20 protein-coding genes are annotated in these 21,806 nt (G+C 55.0%); 13 read left to right on the forward strand and 7 right to left on the reverse strand.

Annotation, left to right across the window (positions count from 1 at the left end; all coding sequences use genetic code 11):
* Window positions 1-28: 28 nt before the first annotated feature.
* Window positions 29-1,141, forward strand: a complete 1,113-nt coding sequence (locus tag ACN0YD_RS03450) for an alkaline phosphatase D family protein (RefSeq protein WP_417317248.1) — start codon at window positions 29-31, stop codon at window positions 1,139-1,141.
* A gap of 62 nt (window positions 1,142-1,203) precedes the next feature.
* Here the strand turns inward: ACN0YD_RS03450 and ACN0YD_RS03455 are convergent, their stop codons facing one another.
* Complete coding sequence (locus ACN0YD_RS03455; RefSeq protein WP_417317249.1) at window positions 1,204-2,364, reverse strand: alkaline phosphatase family protein; 1,161 nt, start codon at window positions 2,362-2,364, stop codon at window positions 1,204-1,206.
* 151 nt (window positions 2,365-2,515) lie between these two features.
* Here ACN0YD_RS03455 and ACN0YD_RS03460 point away from each other — a divergent pair, with 151 nt between their 5' ends.
* From ACN0YD_RS03460 to hpaR, 4 genes are all read left to right on the forward strand, one after another.
* A complete protein-coding gene (locus tag ACN0YD_RS03460; protein WP_417317250.1) occupies window positions 2,516-3,445 on the forward strand; it encodes a cation diffusion facilitator family transporter in 930 nt (309 codons plus the stop codon).
* 199 nt (window positions 3,446-3,644) lie between these two features.
* Entirely contained in the window at window positions 3,645-3,986 is a 342-nt protein-coding gene (locus ACN0YD_RS03465) for a hypothetical protein (RefSeq protein ID WP_417317251.1), read from the forward strand.
* Window positions 3,987-4,298: 312 nt separating this feature from the next.
* Complete coding sequence (locus tag ACN0YD_RS03470) at window positions 4,299-4,853, forward strand: PEP-CTERM sorting domain-containing protein (RefSeq protein ID WP_417317252.1); 555 nt, start codon at window positions 4,299-4,301, stop codon at window positions 4,851-4,853.
* 146 nt (window positions 4,854-4,999) lie between these two features.
* Window positions 5,000-5,422 (forward strand): homoprotocatechuate degradation operon regulator HpaR, encoded by a 423-nt coding sequence (gene hpaR, locus ACN0YD_RS03475; RefSeq protein ID WP_417317253.1) that lies wholly within the window; start codon window positions 5,000-5,002, stop codon window positions 5,420-5,422.
* A gap of 2 nt (window positions 5,423-5,424) precedes the next feature.
* Here hpaR and ACN0YD_RS03480 read toward each other — a convergent pair whose 3' ends face one another.
* Both ACN0YD_RS03480 and dapA read right to left on the reverse strand, forming a co-directional pair.
* The gene (locus ACN0YD_RS03480) at window positions 5,425-6,288 is read right to left on the reverse strand and encodes a fumarylacetoacetate hydrolase family protein (protein ID WP_417317254.1); all 864 of its coding nucleotides are present in this window, start codon (window positions 6,286-6,288) and stop codon (window positions 5,425-5,427) included.
* 9 nt (window positions 6,289-6,297) lie between these two features.
* Window positions 6,298-7,194 carry a 4-hydroxy-tetrahydrodipicolinate synthase gene (gene dapA, locus ACN0YD_RS03485; RefSeq protein WP_417317255.1) on the reverse strand — a complete coding sequence of 299 codons (897 nt, stop codon included), beginning with the start codon at window positions 7,192-7,194 and terminating at the stop codon, window positions 6,298-6,300.
* A gap of 165 nt (window positions 7,195-7,359) precedes the next feature.
* On the opposite strand from dapA, the gene ACN0YD_RS03490 reads away from it, so the two are divergent.
* From ACN0YD_RS03490 to ACN0YD_RS03515, 6 genes are all read left to right on the forward strand, one after another.
* A complete protein-coding gene (locus ACN0YD_RS03490; protein ID WP_417317256.1) occupies window positions 7,360-7,764 on the forward strand; it encodes a 5-carboxymethyl-2-hydroxymuconate Delta-isomerase in 405 nt (134 codons plus the stop codon).
* 21 nt (window positions 7,765-7,785) lie between these two features.
* Entirely contained in the window at window positions 7,786-9,303 is a 1,518-nt protein-coding gene (hpaE, locus tag ACN0YD_RS03495) for a 5-carboxymethyl-2-hydroxymuconate semialdehyde dehydrogenase (protein WP_417317257.1), read from the forward strand.
* 17 nt (window positions 9,304-9,320) lie between these two features.
* A complete protein-coding gene (hpaD, locus tag ACN0YD_RS03500) occupies window positions 9,321-10,160 on the forward strand; it encodes a 3,4-dihydroxyphenylacetate 2,3-dioxygenase (RefSeq protein WP_417317258.1) in 840 nt (279 codons plus the stop codon).
* 192 nt (window positions 10,161-10,352) lie between these two features.
* The gene (locus ACN0YD_RS03505; RefSeq protein WP_417317259.1) at window positions 10,353-11,459 is read left to right on the forward strand and encodes an efflux RND transporter periplasmic adaptor subunit; all 1,107 of its coding nucleotides are present in this window, start codon (window positions 10,353-10,355) and stop codon (window positions 11,457-11,459) included.
* A gap of 1 nt (window position 11,460) precedes the next feature.
* Window positions 11,461-14,598 (forward strand): efflux RND transporter permease subunit, encoded by a 3,138-nt coding sequence (locus tag ACN0YD_RS03510; protein ID WP_417317260.1) that lies wholly within the window; start codon window positions 11,461-11,463, stop codon window positions 14,596-14,598.
* A gap of 148 nt (window positions 14,599-14,746) precedes the next feature.
* A complete protein-coding gene (locus ACN0YD_RS03515) occupies window positions 14,747-15,286 on the forward strand; it encodes a response regulator (RefSeq protein ID WP_417317261.1) in 540 nt (179 codons plus the stop codon).
* Between the two features lie 3 nt (window positions 15,287-15,289).
* Here ACN0YD_RS03515 and dnaJ read toward each other — a convergent pair whose 3' ends face one another.
* Window positions 15,290-16,423 carry a molecular chaperone DnaJ gene (gene dnaJ, locus ACN0YD_RS03520; RefSeq protein ID WP_417317262.1) on the reverse strand — a complete coding sequence of 378 codons (1,134 nt, stop codon included), beginning with the start codon at window positions 16,421-16,423 and terminating at the stop codon, window positions 15,290-15,292.
* A 121-nt stretch (window positions 16,424-16,544) separates the two neighbouring features.
* A complete protein-coding gene (dnaK, locus tag ACN0YD_RS03525) occupies window positions 16,545-18,446 on the reverse strand; it encodes a molecular chaperone DnaK (protein ID WP_417317263.1) in 1,902 nt (633 codons plus the stop codon).
* Window positions 18,447-18,704: 258 nt separating this feature from the next.
* Here dnaK and ACN0YD_RS03530 point away from each other — a divergent pair, with 258 nt between their 5' ends.
* On the forward strand, window positions 18,705-19,178 hold the full coding sequence (locus ACN0YD_RS03530; protein ID WP_417317264.1) for a copper chaperone PCu(A)C: 474 nt from the start codon (window positions 18,705-18,707) through the stop codon (window positions 19,176-19,178).
* 99 nt (window positions 19,179-19,277) lie between these two features.
* Here ACN0YD_RS03530 and grpE read toward each other — a convergent pair whose 3' ends face one another.
* Window positions 19,278-19,886 (reverse strand): nucleotide exchange factor GrpE, encoded by a 609-nt coding sequence (gene grpE / locus ACN0YD_RS03535; RefSeq protein ID WP_417317265.1) that lies wholly within the window; start codon window positions 19,884-19,886, stop codon window positions 19,278-19,280.
* 17 nt (window positions 19,887-19,903) lie between these two features.
* Entirely contained in the window at window positions 19,904-20,950 is a 1,047-nt protein-coding gene (gene hrcA, locus ACN0YD_RS03540; RefSeq protein WP_417317266.1) for a heat-inducible transcriptional repressor HrcA, read from the reverse strand.
* Window positions 20,951-21,089: 139 nt separating this feature from the next.
* On the opposite strand from hrcA, the gene rph reads away from it, so the two are divergent.
* Complete coding sequence (rph, locus tag ACN0YD_RS03545; RefSeq protein ID WP_417317267.1) at window positions 21,090-21,806, forward strand: ribonuclease PH; 717 nt, start codon at window positions 21,090-21,092, stop codon at window positions 21,804-21,806.

Genomic DNA, 21,806 nt, shown 5'->3' on the forward strand with positions numbered 1-21,806 from the left:
CCTTTTTTTCATTCAAGGGGAAGATATCATGAGTAATATCACCAAAAATAATATGACAAGGCGTGAATTCCATCTCGGTGCAGCGGCTACTGTGGCAGGCGCCACGGCTCTCACCACCGGGCTGATGACAGGAGGAACTGCACTTGCAGAGGAGGCCGGGAAGCCCCTGCAGCGCATCTTGTTCGGTTCCTGCTGTCATCAGAACAAACCCCAGCCGATCTGGGACCCGATCCTGAAACTGGAGCCGGAGCTGTTCATTTTCCTTGGCGATAATATTTACGGCGATAGCCGCGACATGGGCGTGCTCAAGGCCAAATATGACAAGCAGAGAAAGAACTTTGCCCCGCTGCTGAAAAAGACCCCGGCAGTGGCCATCTGGGACGATCATGATTTTGGCGAAAATGACGCCGGAAAAGAATATCCTTTCAGGGATCAGTCAAAGGACCTGTTCTTCGACTTCTGGGATGAGCCCAAGGACAGCCCGCGCCGCCGTGACGGTGACGGCATTTACGGCTCCTGGCTGTACGGCCCTGAGGAGCAGCGTGTCCAGGTGATCCTGCCCGACCTGCGTTATATGCGCGATAGCCTGCGCACCGTGACAAGCCGGGAGGCGTACCGCGAGCGGGATCTGGTCGGTTTCGGCCCCTACCTGCCGGTGAAAGAAGAAAAAACCATGCTTGGCGAGGCGCAATGGCAATGGCTTGAGGAACAGCTCAAGGTACCTGCCAAGCTGCGCATCATCGGCTCCAGCCTGCAGTTTCTCTCCAGTCAGCCCGGCTGGGAATGCTGGAGCAACTTTCCCCATGAGCGCAAGCGGCTTATCGATCTGATTGAAAAGCATAAGGCAGAGGGCGTGATCTTTATCAGTGGTGACACCCACTGGGCGGAATTGAGCTGCCAGACCGAGGGTGCGCCTTACCCGCTCTGGGACCTGACCTCCAGTGGCCTGACCGAGACCTGGCCCAATGTCAGCCCCAATGTCTACCGCTGGAACGATAAAAGCTTCGCCGGGCAGAATTTCGGCGGCATTTATATCGACTGGGAACAGGATGATCCCATGGTGGTCATGGAAGTGCGCGACAACAAAGGCACCCGGGTCCTGCAGCACAGTATTCTGCTCTCGAGCCTTTCTTTCAAATAATCATCCCAAAAAAAGAGGCCCGGCAAACGACCGGGCCTTATTCTTCAGTTGGGGTAGATAATCTACTTGAACATGCTGTCGATCGGCTTTCCGGCCTCAAGTTCCGGGTGGCTGTCCACGTAGGTGAGACCCAGGAACTTTGCTGCCGTGGCCGCAATCTGGTTCTGATACACTTCCTCTGTATTCTGCACTTCTCCACCAGCCGGGGTGTCCGGGCCGATCACGGCCATCCAGATGGCGGTGTCACCGGGGAAGTCGCTCAGTTTCTTCTCGCCATTCTCGTCGGTATATTCAAACCGGCCGTGGTGCTTCCAGGCTTCCAGGGCCTCACCCCGACCATGGTCGGTGGTGATGATCAGCGTGGTCTTGTCCTTATAGCGCGGATCGGACTGCACCCAGTTCCAGAGTTCCCCGATGAAGCCATCGGCGCGGCGGGCGGCCAGGATATACTGGTCGTAAAAGCCCTCATGGGCAAAATCGTCGGTCTCCCCGAGGGAGATATAAAGCATTTTCGGCTTGCGCTCCTTCAGATACTCAAAGGCGAAACCGAAGGTGAAGGCGTCAAACCGCACCGTATCCCAGGGGCTCGGCACTTCTTTCTGCAGCTCATTGAGGAACGCGACCTGTTTGTTGTCCTTCAGGCCGTTCATTTGCTCAAAACCTGCATTAACCGGCACACCGCTGCGTTTCTCATTCAGGATATAGGGGAATACATCCCAGGAGCCGAAGGCGGCGGTCAGTCCCTTGAACCCGTCCTTGCCGTTGACCCACTCCAGCACGTTGACGTTGGGGTTCTCTACCTTGTCATTGCTGTCGATACGCGGATCGGCAAGGCCGGTCAGGATCTCGTTATAACCGGGATAGGAGAAGTGATAGGGGTTGGTGAGGCTGGCGGCGCTGCCCTTGTCCCGGTTGCCATAGAGCTGGCCCTGTTTGGCGATCACCGACCAGAAAAAGGGAAAGACGGCGGCGCGGTTTTTATTCGCGTTGCCCAGATCAAAGGTCTTTTTGAAGTCCCCGTGGGTCTTGTGATAGGCGTTATAGTCCTTCTGGTCGAAGAACTTTTTATCCACACCGCGGAAGACCTCTTCCCAGCGCACGCCGTCAAGGGTGATCAGGATCACATTTTCCGTTTTCAGCTCATTAGGCTCGGCCGCCCGGGCGGGCAGAGCGGCAACGGATATTGAAAAAACAACAATAATCAGTTTAAAAAATTTCATCATACACTTCCTGGAAATTAACACAGGCCGATGTTTATCATTGCACTGTGATGCTTCTGTGAAGCTTTGGTGTAGATGAGGTTTTTTATTTATTTCCGTGACCCCGGCGAAGTATGCTACAACTCGGAAAACAACAGATATTTCAGGGGATACCATGTCATCACACGCTTCCAAGAAAGTCATTTACGCGGCGCTGGTCGGTAACTTCCTGATCGCCGTCACTAAATTCGGCGCGGCCATATTCACAGGCTCTTCAGCCATGTTTTCCGAAGGCATCCACAGTGTGGTCGACACCGGTAACCAGGGGCTTTTGCTGTTTGGCATGCGGCAGGCGAAAAAGCCGGCCGACAAAATGCATCCCTTCGGCTATGGCATGGAACTTTATTTCTGGACCTTTGTGGTCGCGATCCTGATTTTTGCCGTCGGCGCCGGGATTTCCATTTATGAAGGCATCCAGAAAACCCTGGAGCCCCATCCGGTGGACAATATCCATATAAACTATATCGTGCTCGGCGCGGCCATCATTTTCGAGGGCTTTGCTTTTTCCGTCGCCTATAAGGAATTCAACGCCGCCCGCACCAAGGATAATTTTTTCGAGGAAATCCAGGCCAGCAAGGATCCGACCATCTTCACCGTCCTGTTCGAGGATACGGCCGCCATGCTCGGTCTGCTGGTGGCCCTGGTCGGTATTTTCTGCGCCGATTATTTCCAGATTCCGGAACTCGACGGCATCGCCTCCATTGTCATCGGTGTGATTTTGGCTCTGACCGCCATGCTGCTGGCCTATGAAGCCAAGGGGCTTCTGATTGGCGAAGCCGCCAGTCCGGACCTGGTGGAGCGGGTCGAACAGATTGCGGGCGATCATCCCGCCATCGACGGCATCAACGAAACCCTGACCATGCATCTGGGTCCGAGGGATATCCTCCTGAACCTCAGCCTCGACTTCCGCAATGACTTGCCGGCGGGGGATCTCGAAAATGTTGTCAGCTATCTGGAAAGCACCATCAAGGCCGAATTCCCCGAGATCAAACGCATTTTCATTGAGGCCCAGGGGGGAACGGAACCTTCTGGATCAGCCAACTGATTGGATCGATGCGGGCGGTGCTGGACGGCGTCATTTTCTGTTCTATCTTGTGGAAGAAGCTTTCGAATTTCAGGCCGGGGATTGGTCCTTTAAGATCGAAAATCAGCATAGGGCAGAACTACCATAATCGGTAGTTTGTCGAAAAGGCTGGCCGTTTGTTGGACTCCCCTTTAAAATAGCTAACAGGTTAAACGTTTTTATGCCAAACTGTCGTCAGGCTCATGTGGAGGGTGGGGAGCCAAAGAAGTTCGGGTCCGGAGATACCATGACCAACCACACCAAAATCAAAATCCTGCTGCCATTATTCCTGTTCATCTTTGCCCTGATATTTTCGCTGATCCTGGCTTTTGTCTGGGGCGAGGGGGACGGCCTTCGCACCTGGCTTGACCTGCTGCCCGGCACGCTGATCAAGGCAGGGGTGGTGATGCTGATCGTCGAGGGGGCGCTGTTTTTCCTGCTGAAGGGGGAAGAGAAGCCTGCTGAACCAACAAGCTCCCCGGCAGAGAGCGGCAACGAGTCCGAAACAGCGCAAAACAGGTAGTTATCCCCTGCAAATAAGTAGTCCTTATGCGGGATTATTAATTCTGTACTACCATCATGAGTAGTCTTCAAAAAATGTCTGGCAATCCGGCAAGCTGCTGTCTAATACTTCTCTAGAGCTGGCAGATTCCCTGTGAGTCCGGGACGAAACTGTTCCGGTAAGACCGCAGGGCGGGTGCGCCTCATTTACATTGAGAAATAAAATTGTCCGATGTGAAAATCGCCTGACGTAGGAGGTGATTTCGAGCGGTAATTTGGCAGGCTATTTTTGAATATGATTATTTTTTAAAAGCTATTGTGCAAAGGGATTGCTATGAAAAAATTTATTTTGACGGGTTTGACAAGCTTCCTGCTGTCCGCCACCGGGGCGTCCGCCCTGCCGCTGGAACTGACCTATGAAGTGACCGATCTTCACAATGGTACCTATCAGTATGACTTCGAACTGGAACTGACCAACAGCGACAACAGCTGGGTATACGGTATGGGCTGGGGCTGGATTACCTTCGGGAATTATATGCCGGCAAATCCTGAGGTGCTGACAGACTGGACCGGACTTTATCTGGATGCGCCTTTTAAAGGTTTCGGCAGAATCACCGGCGGGTACAAGGCCATTGATATTGAAAACACATTGAGTACCTGGGTGCCGGCTTCTGTCGGGGATGTTTTGAGCTGGTCCGGCACGTCAACTTCGCGCGTCGATGACGGCGATATTCGCTGGTCGACAATTTTTGCCACTGGTGGTGCATGGGGTGCGAACTGGGCGGTCGCCCGAGAGATCAGCGTGGAACAGGTATCTGAACCGGCGATGCTGGCCCTCTTGGGCCTTGGCCTTGCGGGAATGGGCCTGGCGCGCCGCCGTCGCTGCTGACCAGTTCCGAAAAATATAAGAAATTCAGGAGGGCCCCGCGCCCTCCTTTTTTATGGCCTTTATTTATATACAGCACCAAAGGCCCTTAACAAGTTAATCATTTTCCGCTAGACTTCCTGCTGTACCCCAATACAACAAGGACCCTTATGGACGAATTCAACCGCAGCCTGCCCATGCGCCTGCTCAGGGCGCGAGAGGTCTATCTGAAGCTGTTCCGGCCGATCTTTGCCGAGTATGGCATTACCGAGCAGCAGTGGCGGGTCTTGCGCGCACTCCGCGACGAAGGCGAGCAGTCGGGCCAGACCCTGAGCCGCATCTGCATCATTTCCGGGCCGAGCCTGAGCCGCATCATTAGTCTCTTGAATAAGAAGAACTATATCAGCCGCCGCATCCAGCCCGATGATCAGCGCTATATGCTGATCAAGCTTTCCGATGAGGGCCGGGCGCTCTGTGACAAGATCGCGCCGCAGATCGACGAAAAATACAGGGAATTGGGTGAAGTGATCAGTGAGGAAGAATCCGAGACCCTGCACGATATCCTCGACAGGATTATTGAGAGGGATCAGTAGGCCTAAACTATCTCATCCTCAATACCGTTGCGGAGCACACCAATGCCGTCCACTTCCACCTCGACATTATCACCGGGTTTGAGCCAGACCGGCGGATCAAAGCGCGCCCCGGCGCCGGTGGGGGTGCCGGTGGCGATAATGTCGCCTGGCATAAGCTCGGTAAAGGTGGAGATGTAATTCACCAGATATGCGATGGGATACATCATGCTGGCGGTGGTGTCGTCCTGCCGCACATCGCCGTTGACCCGGGTTTGCACCCGGATGTCGGTATAATCCTTCACCTCATCGGCGCTCACCATCCAGGGGCCCAAAGCGCCCGTGCGTTCGAAATTCTTGCCCTGGGTGACATTGAACTTGGCATGCCTGATCCAGTCGCGGATGCTGCCTTCATTCATGATGGTCAGGCCGGCGATATGGCTGTAGGCTTCGCTTTCCGGAATGCGGCGCCCGGCTTTGCCGATGACCAGCACGATCTCGCCTTCATAGTCCAGCTGCTCGCTTTCCGGCGGCCGGACCAGGTTTTCACCCTGCGCCACCAGCGAACCGGGGGTGCGCATGAAGATGCTGGGATATTTTTTGACCTCGCTGCCGTCTTTATATTCCGCGTTGCGGTTGGCGTAATTGACGCCGACGCAGATGATCTTGCCCGGCTTAAGGACCGGTTTAAGCAGTTTGACGTCGTTCAGCTCCAGGTCCGGCTCCAGGGTTGCGGCAATGTCTTTGGCGGCATTGAGAAGCCCGTGTTCCAAAAGGTCGTCGACGGCCCACATGTCATCCCGCAGCTTCCCGCCGAGATTGATCACCCGCTCGCCTTTCACCGCCCCGAAGGACGTCCTGCCGTCTTTTTCAAAATTTATGAATTTCATGTCTCGTTCCTAGATCAGGCCCGCCCGTTCGAGAACGCCATCCAGCCGTTTCTCCAGCTCCTTTGTCGCCGGGACCATGGGCAGGCGATGTTCGTTTTCGGGGATCAGACCCATGCGCTTCATCATATATTTGATGGGGATCGGGTTGGTGTCGTAGAAGACTGCCTGGTTGACCTCCAGCAGCTTCTGATGCAGGGCCATGCCCGCCTGCATGTGATTGTCCCAGACCGCCTGCATCATATCGGCCAACACCCGGGGGTTGAGGTTGCCGACCGCATTCATCAGGCCGACGGCACCCACGGCCATCATCGGGAAGCTCAGCTCTTCCAGCCCGACAAAAAATTTCAGGTCCGGACTCACATGGCCCAGGCACTCGCTGACAAAGCCCAAGTCATTGACCGCATGTTTGAGGCCGACAAAATTGGGACAGTCTTCGGTCAGGGTCCGCACAGTATCCACAGTGACGCCGACGGCGGTGCGTCCCGGAATGTGATAAACCATCCAGGGCACGTCGTGAAAACAGGTCAGGGCCTGATAATATTTGATCAGGCCGCGCTGGGGCGGGCGGATGTAATAGGGGGTGACGATCAGCAGCGCATCTGCGCCTTCCTCAACCGCATGACGAGTGAGCGCCTCGCTTTCGGCCAGCGACTGGGAACCGGTCGCCACCACCACCGGCACCCGCCCGGCGGCGGTTTTGATAGCGAGGCTGGCGATTTTATTGCGTTCCGCAATGGTCAGGGTGGAAGGTTCCGACGTGGTGCCGTTGACCAGAATACCGTGGGAGCCGTTCTTGATCTGGAATTCCACCAGCCCCGCATATGCGTCATAATCCACTTCACCGCCCCGGAAAGGGGTGATCAGCGGCGGGATGGAGCCTTTCAGGCGGTCGAGCGCGGCAGTCATGCTTTGTCTCCTCGGGACTATGCGCTACACTATAGCCCTTGACAGAAGGGGATGCAGCAGTATATTGATGAACATGTTATCTATTAACTTGTTAATTAATTTTAAGCGAACTGTCAATCCATATTGACAGTACCGGATTTATTGGGAGCCAGCGGGAGGACATCTGTGCCGCATTTCATCGTTGAATATTCCGCCAATATCGAACAGGAACTGGGCCTGCCGGTCTTCCTGCCGAAAATCCGTGATATCGCCGTCAAGACCGGTGTTTTTCCACTGGGCGGGGTGCGGGTCAGGGCGGCGCGCCGGGATCATTATGTCATTGCCGACGGGGCGCCGGAAAATGCTTTCGTGCATGTAACGGCCCGGCTTCGGGAAGGGCGGCCCTTTGAGGTGCGCAAACAGGCTGGCAATGCTATCTTTGACATGATCTGCGATTACTTGCAGCCGATCTTTGACAGCCGGCCGCTGGGCATCAGTTTTGAAATGCAGGAAATCGACATGGACTTCAATTTCAAGAAGAATAACCTGCATCAGATCATGCGGGAAAAATATCCCGAAAAGAATTTGTAAGGATCTGCGAGGACAAAGACCATGGGACAGTTTGAAGACAATCTGGCAAAAACCGAAGAGTTATTGCAGCGGTTCAAGGACAAACCCGCCGGCCATTATATTGGCGGCAGCTGGACCGCGGGGCGCAGTGGCAAGACTTTCGATAATCTCACCCCCGTCGATAATTCCGTTATCGGCAAGGTGGCGCGCGGTGGCGCGGAAGATGTGGATGACGCCTGTCAGGCGGCCTGGTCCGCCTTTCCGGCCTGGCGCGATATGGCCCCGGTCCAGCGCAAGAAAATCCTCCATCATTTCGCAGACCTGATCGAGCGGGATGCGGAGGAAATTGCTCTGCTGGAAAGCATGGACACCGGTCAGCCGATCCGCTTTATGAGCAAGGCGGCCATTCGCGGGGCGGCCAATTTCCGTTTCTTTGCCGACCGTTGCCCGGAAGCCCGGGACGGCCAGTCCCTGCCCATGCAACACCATATCAACTATACCCTGCGGCAGGCCATCGGGCCGGTGGGGGTGATTACGCCCTGGAACACACCCTTCATGCTGTCCACCTGGAAGATCGCCCCGGCGCTGGCGGCGGGCTGTACAGTGGTGCACAAACCTGCGGAATGGAGCCCGCTCACCGCGGTGAAGCTCGCAAAACTTGCTGAAGAGGCAGGTATTCCCGCCGGGGTCTGGAATATGGTCCAGGGGCTCGGCGAGGAAGCCGGCAAGGCGCTGACCGAACATCCCCATATCAAGGCCCTGGCCTTTGTTGGCGAAAGCAGCACCGGCAGCATGATCATGGCCCAGGGTGCGCCGAGCCTGAAGCGGGTGCATTTTGAACTTGGCGGCAAGAACCCGGTGATCGTCTTTGATGACGCGGACCTCAGCCGGGCGCTGGATGCAGTGGTCTTCATGATCTATAGCCTTAACGGGCAGCGCTGCACCTCTTCCAGCCGTTTGCTGGTCCAGAAAGGCATCGAGAAAGAGTTTGTAGAACGGGTGGCGGAACGGGTTGCCAAAATCAAAGTTGGCCATCCGCTGGATCCGGCCACCGAAGTGGGGCCGCTGGTGCATAAGCAACATTTCGAAAAAGTGATGAGCTATATGGAAATCGCCGAAAAGGACGGTGCCGAAATCCGCGAGGGCGGCAAGGCGGTGGCGGATCTCGCACCCGGCAATTATGTCAGGCCGACCCTGTTCTCTGGCGCCCGAAACGACATGCGTATCGCCCAGGAGGAAATTTTCGGTCCTGTGTTGGCCGCCATTGCTTTTGATGACGAGGCGGAGGCACTCAGGCTCGCCAATGATGTGATTTACGGCCTTTCGGGTTATATCTGGACCTCTGATGTGGGCCGGGCGCACCGCATGGCGCAGGGCGTGGATGCGGGCATGATCTGGGTGAACAGCGAGAACAACCGCCATCTGCCGTCGCCCTTCGGCGGCACCAAGGCCAGCGGCATAGGCCGGGACGGTGGCGACTACAGCTTTGAATTTTATATGGAAACCAAAAATATCTGTATTGCCCTCGGGGATCATCCGATTCCCAGACTGGGTGTGTGAGGAAAAGGAGTATTCTGATGGGTGATGTCGCACTGGCCGCCAAGATAACGCATGTGCCGACCATCTGGATGTCGGAGATGATCGAGGGGTTCGAAGGCATCCGCCAGTTTGCTATCGACGGGCTCCGGGAAATCGGCCGCCGGGCGGAAGAGCGCGGTGTCGATACCTTCATTCTGTGCGATACCCATTGGCTGGTGAACCAGGGTTTCCATGTTAATGGCCGGGACGGCTGGTCTGGCACCTTCACCAGCCACGAACTGCCGCATATGCTGAATGGGCTCGAATATGACTATGGGGGCGATCCGGAGCTGGGTGATCTGATTGCGGAGGAGGGCAATGCCGCCGGACTCAAGAGCCGCTGTCACAAGATGGAAGGCATGAACCTGGAATATGGCACCCTGGTCCCCATGCGCCATGCCAATCATTTCGGGGCCCGGGTGTTGCCTATTGCCGCCAACCAGTTCTCCAGTGTGGAGGAAAACCGTATCTTTGGTGCGGCTCTGCGCCGGGCGGTGGAAAAAAGCGGCAGGCGCGTGGCCTTTCTGGCGTCGGGCTCTCTGTCACATGAATTCGCGCCCAATCATATCTCCCAGGAAAAGCTCAATGATATTACCGACGAGTTCCATCGTCAGGTGGATATTCGCGTGATGCAGCTCTGGACCGAGGGCCAGATTGAATCTTTCCTGAAAATGCTGCCTTCTTACGTCAAATATTGTCAGGGCGAGGGGGCCATGGCCGATACCGCCATGCTGTTCGGCCTGCTCGGCTGGAACAAATATCAGGGCAAGGGGGAGGTGATCTGCGAGTATTTTGCCTCCAGCGGCACCGGGCAGGCTATCGTGGAATTTCCGCTCTGAATTTTTGCCGGGGGAAGCCCTCCGGAAAATGCATGACGGGAATGCATGATTTTTTCTCCTGTTCGATATTTCTTTGGGTTATAGTCAGGCAAAATTGCTCAGGGATCGCGAAAAATCAGCTGGTCTGACAGCTTGATCACGGGTGCCTGATAACGCTATGCCGCTTCAGAATATCGAATAGAGGAACGTTTAATGTCCCTGTTTTTCCGTCTTTTTTTCACTTTTTCCGCTGTTTTTATGCTGTTGACCAACGCCGGTGCGCTGGCCCAGAGCCAGGGTGGTGCGATGAAACCGACCGTGGTCGTTGTCCGTGTCGAGGAAAAGGAAGTGGGGCGGCAGCTTCAACGGGTTGGCCGGGTTCAGGCCGTGGAAAAAATTGAACTCAAAACCCGTGTGGAGGGCTTCCTTGAGAAACGACTGTTCGAGGAAGGCGGCAGGGTCAAAAAAGGCGAGCTTCTCTACCTGATTGAGCGGGCGCCTTACCGGATCACAGTCGACAAGAGACGGGCGGAACTGACCGGTGCCGAAGCCTTCTATATCAATGCCAGTGCGGCCCTGAAACGGGCTCGGGAGTTGAGGAAAAAGGGCGTGGCCTCCCAGGCAACGCTTGATAATGCGATCAATGAGGAAGTCAATGCCAAGGTTGCCCTGATGCAGGCCCGGGCCAATATGGAAGAGGCGGAACTTGATCTCAGCTATACCCAGATCCGCAGCCCCATCGACGGTCAGATCAGCATCTCAAATTTCAGTGTCGGCAACCTGGTCAAGCCGGATTCCGGTACTCTTGCGACTGTCTCGAGTGTGGACCCGATCTATGTCTCCCTGTCCATATCGGAAAAGAATCTTCTGGATGTCCGGCGTCACGGGCTGCGCGAGGGACAAAGACCCTTTGTCGCCCGTCTGCAGCTTTCCGACGGGTCCATCTACGACCAGATCGGGGAATTTGACTATCTGGGCACAGAAGTCAGCCAGACGACGGATACCATTACCGTGAGGGCGTCGTTCCCCAATCCGGAGGGCCTGTTGCTACCCGGGCAGTTTGTTCATGTCCTGATCGAGGAGCGGGAGAAGAAAAAACGGATGCTGATCCCGCAGGCGACTGTCCAGCAGGACCGTCAGGGTTATTTTGTCCTTGTGATTACCGACGATAACCAGGTTCAGCAGAGAAGGATCCAGGTGGCCGGGGCGCAAGCCACCAGCTGGATTGTATCCAGCGGTCTGGCCGCCGGTGAACGTATCATTCTCGAGGGACTGCAGAAGGTCCGCTCCGGCATGGAAGTTAACGTGGTGGAGCAATAACATGTTTTCTGTCTTTTTTGTCAGGCGTCCCAAATTTGCCCTGGTGATTTCCATCGTCATGGTGCTGGCTGGCCTGCTGGCGCTCAGCGGGCTGCCGGTGGCCCAGTTTCCGGAAATCACGCCGCCTTCTGTCGTGGTCACGGCCAGCTATCCCGGCGCCGGCGCCGAAGTGGTGGAACAGACAGTTGCCTCCGTAATTGAGGCTGAAGTCAATGGCGTGGAAGGCATGACCTACATGGATTCCCGCAGCACCAATGACGGCGGATATTCCCTGACCATTCATTTCAAGGTGGGAACCGACCCGGAAATTGCTGCGGTAAATGTGCAGAACAGGGTGGCCATTGCGGAAAATAAACTGCCCCTCGACGTGACAAGAATGGGGATAGTGACCCGGTCGCAGTCCAGCAATATGCTGATGATTATCAATCTGGTCTCACCTGAGCAGAGTCACAGCCAGCTCTACCTGAGCAATTACGCCTCAATTTATCTTCAGGATGTATTGGGGCGAATTGACGGTGTCGGGTCAGTTTCACAGCTCGGGGCCAAAAACTATGGCATGCGCGTGTGGGTCAACCCGGATAAACTGACCTCCCTGGGCCTCACAAGTCAGGAGGTGGCGAATGCCATCGCTGCGCAAAATATCCAGGCGTCGGTGGGCAAGATCGGTGCACCGCCAAATTCCCGGGAAGTCCAGTTTCAATATGCGCTGAGCGCCAAGGGACGTCTTGTCACGGTGGAGGAGTTTGAGGATATTGTAATCCTTGCCCGGGAGGATGGCTCTCTGGTACGTCTCGCGGATGTAGCGCGGGTGGAACTTGGTTCAAGCTCCTATTCAGGAAGCGCCAAAATGAACGGTATACCGTCGGCGGCAATGGCCATCTATCAATCACCAGGCGCCAATGCCCTGGCAGTTGCAGACAATATAAAGGCGGAACTGGAAAATCTGGCGGCCAATTTTCCGGCGGATATGGAATATAACATCCTGTATGATACCACGAATTACGTGGAAGCCTCCATGGCAGAGGTCATCCAGTCATTGTTTATTACGTTTATTCTGGTTGTTGGGGTGACCTGGCTGTTTCTTGGCAATTGGCGGGCGGCCCTTATTCCGGCCTGCGCCATTCCTGTTTCCCTGATCGGGTCATTTGTGGTGGTTGCCGCCCTTGGCTTTACCATCAACACCATTACCCTGTTTGCCCTGATCCTGGCGATCGGCATTGTGGTGGACGATTCCATTGTGGTGGTGGAGAATGTGATCCGCAACATGTCGGAAACAGGACTGGAAGCGGCGCCAGCCACCGAAAGATCCATGGGGGAGGTTTTCGGCCCGGTTATTGCCACCACCCTTGTATTGTTTGCGGTGTTCATCCCGGTCGCCTTCATGCCGGGCATTACCGGGGAACTCTATAAACAGTTTGCGGTAACGATTTGTGTTGCTGTGGGCTTTTCCTCCATCAACGCCCTGACCCTCTCACCGGCCCTGTGTGCCCTGTTGCTGGGCAGTGAAATCAAGACGCCGACCGGTCTATTCCATTATTTCGATCGTCTTGTTGTGGTGCTCAGGAATTTCTACGTAAAGTATGTGACGCTTTCCGCGGGCAGGACGATGCTGATGTTATGCGGTCTCCTGGTTATAGGTGGTCTGACACTGCTGTTGTTCCGTACAGTTCCTTCCGGGTTCCTTCCCATGGAGGATGGCGGAAACTTGCTGGTCAACATTCAGCTGCCGGACGGGGCGTCTCTGAACCGGACGGACGAAGTGGTTGAGCAGGCCCGGAAAATGATTTCCGATGTACCGGGTGTGACCAACGTGATTTCAGTTTCGGGCTTCAGCCTTCTGGCCGGAGAGGCGGCCAACGGCGGGGTCATGTTTGTTATTCTGGAGCCCTGGGAGGACCGCACTTCCATGGAGAAACAATGGTATATGATACTTCGCCAGATCAACGGACGGGTCTCGACAATTGCTGCTGCGGATATATTTGCCTTTCCCATGCCGCCAATCTCGGGTCTCGGTGTTTCCGGTGGCCTGGAAGCCCAGGTTCAGGACTTCGAGGGAAGAACATCACAGGAACTGGCGGCGGCGATCCGCAGCCTGATCTTTTCGGCCAATCAGGACGGGTCTTTTGCCCAGGTCAGGAGTACTTTCAGTGCGAACCTGCCGCAGTATGAACTTAACATTGACCGCGAGAAAGTGCGTACCCTCGGCCTTGATCTGTCCAATGTTTTCAGCGTGTTGCAACAGAATCTGAGTGGTTATTATATCAATGATTTCAATCTGTTCGGGAAAGTCTACCGGGTGACTTTACAGGCGGAATCCGAATACCGGGACGAGATACAGGATATGAATCGCCTGTTCGTCAAGAACAGCAGTGGCGACATGGTGCCGCTCAGCGCTTTTATGGAGGCTTTGCCGGTTCTCGGTCCGCAAAGTGTCAATCGCTACAATATTTACAAGTCCGCACTGGTAACGGTCTCCCCGGCACAGGGGGTAAGCAGCGGTGACGCCATGACAACGCTTGAGAAGCTGGCACAGGAGGCATTGCCGGCGGGATACGGGATTGAATGGACCGGCACGGCTCATGAACAACTGGAGGCGGAAAAGCTGGTGCTTATGATCTTTGTGCTGGCTTTTACCTTCGCCTATTTGTTCCTGGTCGCGCAATATGAAAGCTGGACCATTCCCATGGCGGTGATCCTGTCAGTGGTTGTGGCGCTGTTTGGTGCTGTTCTTCCCCTTTGGCTTCATCCGATGCTGGACAATAACCTTTATGCGCAGATCGGGATGGTCATGTTGATCGGGCTGGCCAGCAAAAGCGCAATTCTGATCGTCGAGTTTGCGAAAAAGCGGCGGGAAGAGGGATTGTCCATAACAGAGGCCGCCATCGAGGCCGCCCGTTTGAGATTTCGCGCCGTCCTGATGACCGCCTTGTCTTTCATTCTTGGCGTGATACCTTTGATTATCGCCAGCGGCGCCGGTGCCGCAAGCCGTCAGGTGATCGGTTTTGTTGTGTTTTTCGGGATGGTTTTTGCCACAACAATCGGTCTGTTTCTTATTCCTGCTCTTTATGTGGCGGTGGAAAAAATGCGCACAAGATTCAAAAAACCGAGAGCGGAATTGTCCAAATCTACGGAAGTATAGAAAAATATACCATATTTTATAAGGTGTTATAAGGTGACCGAGGTGCGTTTCTCCAACTGATTCTGTTGTAGGGCGATTTAGGTTCACAACCCTATCAATTAAATATAGAATAGTTTCATATGAACTGTCGGGCAGAAAAGAACTCCAAATGAATTTTTCCAATATTTCTATTCTTGTGATTGATGACAATGAAAATATGGTCACGTTGTTGCAGGCCATGTTGTCGGCCTTCGGGGCAGGGCAACTGAAGGTGGCTTTTAATGGCAATGACGCTTTGAAAATCATGAAAAACTGGACTCCCGACCTGATCATTACCGACTGGCGCATGAAGCCCATGGGCGGATACGAATTTGTCAAACTCATGCGGTCGGAAAATAATTACCCCGAGTGTTTTATTCCCATTATCGTCGTCAGTGGGTATAGCGAGATCACCAGGGTGCGCGAGGCGCAGGCGGTAGGCGTCAACCAGTTTCTGGTCAAGCCGGTCTCCCCGGAATCCCTTTACCGCCGGATTATGTGGACAATCCAGCACCCCTTCCAGTTTCGTCTTGTCGACAGGCGTTACGTTCCGGTTTTCGACACATCCGTGCAGGATAAAACCCTTTCCGGGAAAAGGGTTAAGGAAGAGGGCTCATTCGTCTGGGATATTGATGACGAGATGGATGACGATGAAATCAGCTATAACTGAGGGCTAGTCCGTCAGGTCACTCCAGAGGTCCTTGACCTTATTGAAAAAGCCGGATGATTCAGGACTGACTTCGTCTCCACATTCATCTGCAAAGGCGCGCAGAAGCTGCTTTTGTTTTTTGGTCAGGTTGACCGGTGTTTCCACTCTTGTCTGAATGATCATGTCACCCACCTGCGAGGACTGCAGGATTGGCATACCCTTGCCGCGTAGCCGGTATTGCTTTCCGGTCTGTGTACCGGCGCTGATCTTGACGATGGCTTTCTCGCCGCCCACGGTGGGGACGTCGATTTCACCGCCAAGGGTCGCCGTGGTCATGGAAATGGGAATTTCGCAGAAAATGGTCGATCCGTCGCGCTGGAAAATGGGATGATATTCGATATTGATGAAGATATAGAGGTCTCCGGGCGGCGCCCCGCGCTTGCCCCGCTCTCCTTCGCCCTGCAGGCGGATGCGGGTACCATCCTCCACACCTGCCGGGATCTTGACGGACAGGGTCTTTTCTTCTTCCACACGACCTGCGCCGTGACATTTGTCACAGGGGTCGGCGATGACCTGGCCCTTGCCGTGACAGCTTGGGCAGGTGCGTTCCACCATGAAAAATCCCTGCTGGGTCCGGACCTTGCCGATGCCGTTACAGGTGGTGCAGATTTCGGGGCTTGAGCCCGCCTTGGCGCCGGTTTCACCGCATTCCTCACAGGGGATGGCCCGGGGAATGGTGATTTTTTCTTCCTTGCCGGTAAAGGCGTCTTCAAGGTTTACAGTAAGGTTATAGCGCAGGTCGGCGCCGCGCTGGTTGGCTCGTCCGCGGCGTCCGCCACGGCCACCGGCCATACCGAAAAGGTCTTCAAAGATATCGGAGAAGGCGGAATCGAAACCGCTAAATCCCTGACCGCCACCTTGTCCGCCGCCGTTCTCAAAAGCGGCATGGCCGAACTGGTCATAGGCAGCCCGTTTCTGGTCGTCTTTCAGGATATCATAGGCTTCATTGACTTCCTTGAATTTGGCTTCGGCTTCCGCATCATCCTGATTGCGGTCGGGATGATACTGCATGGCTTTCTGGCGATAGGCCTTTTTCAGGTCGATCGCAGAGGCCGTCCTCTCCACTTCAAGGATTTCGTAATAACATGCTTTTGCCATAGCTACCCCGGTCTTCTACCTTTACTGAGCTACGACACCGCCCTGAATTCCGGATTATATCCATCAGGGCGGTGTGAATAATATTGCTCAGGTTTTCAACGATCCACACATGACGCGTTGATTATTTATTGTTGTCGTCGACTTCTTCGTAATCAACATCAACCACATCATCGTCGGAAGAAGATTCCGCACCGCCTTCAGCAGCCTCACCGCCTTCGGCCTGGGCCTTATAGACGGCTTCACCCAACTTCATGGCTACCTGCTGCAGGTTCTGGACGGCACTGTTGATGGCGTCCACATCTTCACCGGCTGCGGCTTCCTTGGTTGCCTTGAGGGCTTCCTCAATGGCGGACTTTTCACCGGCCTCGACCTTGTCACCATGTTCGGCCAGCTGGCTTTCTACAGAGTGGGCAAGGCTTTCAGCCTGGTTCCGTGCTTCCACAAGGGCTTTACGCTGCTTGTCTTCGTCCGCATGGGCTTCGGCGTCCTGGACCATTTTTTCGATGTCATCATCGCTGAGACCGCCTGAGGCCTGGATCCGGATCTGCTGTTCCTTGCCGGTGCCTTTATCCTTGGCGGAGACGTTCACGATACCGTTGGCGTCAATGTCAAAGGTCACTTCCACCTGCGGTACGCCGCGTGGGGCAGCCGGGATGCCGACCAGATCAAACTGGCCGAGCAGTTTATTATCGGCAGCCATTTCGCGCTCACCCTGGAAAACCCGGATGGTTACGGCAGTCTGGTTGTCTTCCGCTGTGGAGAAGACCTGGGACTTTTTCGTCGGGATCGTGGTGTTACGGTCGATCAGACGTGTAAACACGCCGCCCAGGGTTTCAATGCCCAGGGACAGCGGGGTCACGTCCAGAAGAAGAACGTCTTTCACATCGCCCTGCAGAACACCGGCCTGGATGGCCGCGCCCATGGCGACGACCTCATCCGGGTTCACACCTTTATGCGGCTCCTTGCCGAAGAATTCCTTCACGGTCTCGATGATCTTGGGCATGCGGGTCATACCGCCCACAAGAACGACTTCGTCGATTTCAGCGGCGCTGACGCCGGCGTCTTTCAGGGCTGCCTTGCAGGGGGCAACCGTCCGCTGCACCAGGTCGGCAACCAGGGATTCCAATTTGGCCCGGGTCAGCTTCATGGTCAGGTGTTTCGGGCCCGAGGCATCCGCCGTGATAAACGGCAGGTTGATTTCCGTCTGCTGGGAGCTGGACAATTCAATCTTGGCTTTTTCGGCAGCTTCCTTGAGGCGCTGCAGGGCCATATTGTCGTTGCGCAGATCGATTGTGTTTTCTTTCTTGAACTCGTCCGCCAGATATTCTACGAGACGCATGTCAAAGTCTTCACCACCGAGGAACGTATCCCCGTTGGTTGATTTCACTTCAAACACACCGTCGCCGATTTCCAGGATAGAGACGTCGAAAGTACCACCGCCAAGGTCATATACGGCGATGGTCTTGCCGTCATTCTTGTCCAGGCCGTAGGCCAGGGCAGCGGCTGTTGGTTCGTTGATGATGCGCAGCACTTCGAGACCGGCAATCTTGCCGGCGTCTTTCGTGGCCTGACGCTGGGCGTCGTTGAAGTAGGCCGGAACAGTGATGACGGCCTGGTCAACGGTCTCGCCAAGATAGCTCTCGGCGGTTTCTTTCATTTTCTGAAGGATGAAGGCGGAAACCTGGCTCGGGCTGTAATCCTTGCCCTGTGCTTCTACCCAGGCGTCGCCATTGTCAGCCTTGACGATTTTATAGGGCACCATTTCCATGTCTTTTTTGGTGGCCGGATCGTCAAAGGGGCGTCCGATGAGACGCTTGATGGCGAACAATGTATTTTCGGAATTGGTTACAGCCTGTCGTTTGGCCGGCTGGCCGACAAGGCGTTCACCGTCGTCAGTGAAAGCCACCATAGAAGGTGTCGTGCGACCGCCTTCGGCATTTTCAATAACCTTAGGTTTTGCTCCGTCCATAATGGCGATACAGGAGTTAGTCGTACCTAAGTCGATTCCAATTACCTTACCCATAATAATCCTCTAATCTTGCGGCTATTCCGTCCGACCATCATATGCATCGAGCGGGATACCATTTTCGTTTGTTTCAAAAATTGTCCGGCGGTATCCGGTTCATGAGGCTTATATAGGGGTGTTTTCCGGGCCTGCAAGGCGAAAATTGTTAAAAAAATGCATTTTTTGCGCCTTGAAATGGGTGGTTTGGGTTATTAATGGAGCTGAATCACCTCGCGGTAAAAAATATTACTTTCCAGCAACAGGATAGCGACGCCCATGCGCTCTTTAATTACATCTGTTTTCGTTCTCTTTTTATTCTTTCCTGCCATGACGGCTGCCGTCGCCGCTGAAAACGGTATTAACGTCAGCAAAGTCTGGGCGAGACCGGTGTTTATGGCCGGACGGACCGGAGCTGCTTATTTCCTGATGAATAACAGCGGACAGGATGATGACAGGTTGCTGTCTGTCAGAACATCTCTTTCGAACCGGGCGGAACTTCACGAACATATTTATGACCAGGGGGTGATGAAAATGCGCCAGGTGGACCATGTTGCTGTTCCGTCGGGAGAACATGTTGTCTTCAAGCCGGGCGGCTATCACGTGATGATTTTTGACGTGAAGCGGGTGCTTGCTGAAGGAGACAGCTTTCCGCTGACTCTTGTCTTCGAACATGCCGGCGAGATCGAGGTTACGGCGCATGTGATGAAACAGGCCCCGGCAGAGGGGCATGATCATTCTGGGCATCACTGAGCCGGTGATCGGTCCGATCCGGGGGGAGACCCTTGGCAGGATGCACTAAAAAAGGCCAGTCCCGCGACTGGCCTTTAAGCATAAATAGGGAACAAAAAATCAGGCTGTGGTATCCACATGTTCCTGTTTTTCACCTGAACCGCCCTTGGCGACGCCGACCATGGCCGGGCGCAGCAGGCGTTCTTTCAGGGTATAGCCTACCTGCATGACCTGGATAATGGTGCCGTCTTCTTCACCACTGTTGGGGACTTCGAACATGGCCTGGTGCAGGTTGTGGTCAAATTTCTCGCCCATGGGGTCGACTTTGCGAATGCCGTGTTTCTCAAAATTGTTGAGCAATTCCCGCTCGGTCATCTCAACACCTTCTACAAGCGCCTTGAAGCTTTCATTTTCCTCTGCGCCTTCGGGCAGGCTTTCCAGGGCCCGGCGCAGGTTGTCACCGACCGCCAGCAGGTCGCGGGCGAATGCGGTAACGGCATAATTGCTGGCGTCCTGCCGTTCTTTTTCGGCACGGCGGCGCAGGTTTTCCGTTTCTGCTACCGCTCTGAGCAGTTTGTCTTTCAGCTCGGCGATTTCCGCCTGTGCCGCTGCAAGAGCGTCCTCTGAGGGCTGTTCGGACGCCTGTGCGGCATTTTCGGTAGCTGCGGCTTCCGCCTCGCTGGCCAAATCTTCAGGTTTTTCCGGGGTATGCTCTGTATTCTCGGTCATGTCTTGTTCTTCTTACTCTAGAGGATATTTCCAATCACTTTAGCGGTATAGTCAACAATGGGTATAATACGGGCATAATTCAACCTTGTCGGACCGATTACACCAATGACACCCAGAATGTTGTTGTCCGCGTCCATATAGGGTGATGCGATAACAGATGATCCGGAAAGGGAAAAGAGCTTATTTTCCGAACCGATGAAAATTCTCACTCCTTCGGCGTTTTTCGCCAGATCCAGGAGGCTGATAAGGTCATTCTTGGTTTCCAGGTCGTCAAACAGCGTTCTGATCCGCTCCAGGTCTTCCAGGGCCTCGAGGTTTTCAAGCAGATTCGCCCGGCCGCGTACGATCAGGGTATCCGAGATCGCGGTATCGCCGTTTTGTCCGGCCCGTACGGCCAGACCTTGCTCGACGACCTGCCGGGTCAGCTTGTCAAGTTCCGCTTTTTGTTCCTGCAGCTCTTTCTGGATGACCTTCTGGGCCTCGGCGAAGGTGCGGCCGATCATGCGGGCATTCAGATAGTTGCCGGCCTGGGTCAGGGCAGCCGGGGTCAGGCCGTGCGGTACCTCGATGATGCGGTTTTCCACATCGTCCCCTTCGCTGACCAGTACGACAAGCGCCCGGCCGGGACCAAGATGAACAAATTCGATATGTTTCAGGGGGCGTTCGTATTTCGGCGCCATGACGATGCTGGCGCACTGGGACAGGCCGGACAGCAGGCTGGTGGCCTGGGGAAGAATCTCCTCGAGCCGGCTGCCTTTTTCCTGGCATCTGATGCGGATGGTGGTGCGTTCGTCTTCCGACAGGTTGCCCACTTCCAGAAGACCGTCCACAAACAGCCTGAGGCCGAGCTCGGTGGGGATGCGCCCCGCGGAGGTATGCGGCGAATAGACCAGGCCACTGTCTTCCAGGTCGGCCATGACATTGCGGATAGAGGCCGGCGACAGGGGATTTGCAATGATTCTGGACAGGGTGCGCGAGCCGACCGGATCGCCTGTTTTCAGATAGGCATCAACGATATGGCGGAATATATTCCGTGATCTGTCGTTCAGTGTTTCCAGAAGCATGTCTCTGAATCTATTCTTCCTGCCGGAAATTTCAATAACTTCGCGGTAAAAAACGGTGTCAGTTGCGACTAAGGCTGGACCTTGATGCTTGATAGAGATAGAACAACGGGGAAATGCACAAAACTCAGGAGAGATATTAATGCGACCTTCCGGCCGTAAACCCGACCAGTTAAGAGACATCAAACTAGAAATCGGATTCTCGAAATATGCTGAAGGCTCCTGTCTCGCCCGTTTCGGCGATACCCATGTCCTGTGCACAGCAACTTTGGAAGACAAGGCGCCGCCGTTCCTGCGGGATACGGGGCAGGGCTGGGTGACGGCGGAATACGGCATGCTGCCCCGGTCAACCCACAGCCGCATGGGGCGCGAGGCTGCCCGTGGCAAGCAGTCCGGACGGACCCAGGAAATCCAGCGCCTGATTGGCCGCGCCCTGCGCGCTGTCTGCGACATGAAGGCCATTGGTGAGCGACAGGTGCGCGTGGACTGTGATGTGATCCAGGCCGACGGCGGCACCCGTACGGCGGCCATTACCGGCGCTTACGTGGCTCTGCATCAATGCTTCAGCCGCATGCTGGCTGATGGAATGATTGCCCAAATGCCCATCACCACCGAAGTGGCGGCGGTTTCCTGCGGTATCTACGAGGGCACGCCTGTGCTTGACCTGGATTATGACGAAGACAGTGCTGCCGCGACGGACGCCAATTTTGTACTGACCGGTGACGGCCGTATTGTGGAAATCCAGGGCACGGCGGAAGAAGAGCCCTTCACCGAGGAGGAGCTGTTGCGTCTGATGCGTCTTGCCAAAATCGGTGTGTCCCAGCTTGTCAAAAAACAGAACGAGGCGCTGGGAGTCTGA

The organism is Emcibacter sp., assembly GCF_048269205.1.
Classification (GTDB): Bacteria; Pseudomonadota; Alphaproteobacteria; order Sphingomonadales; family Emcibacteraceae; genus Emcibacter.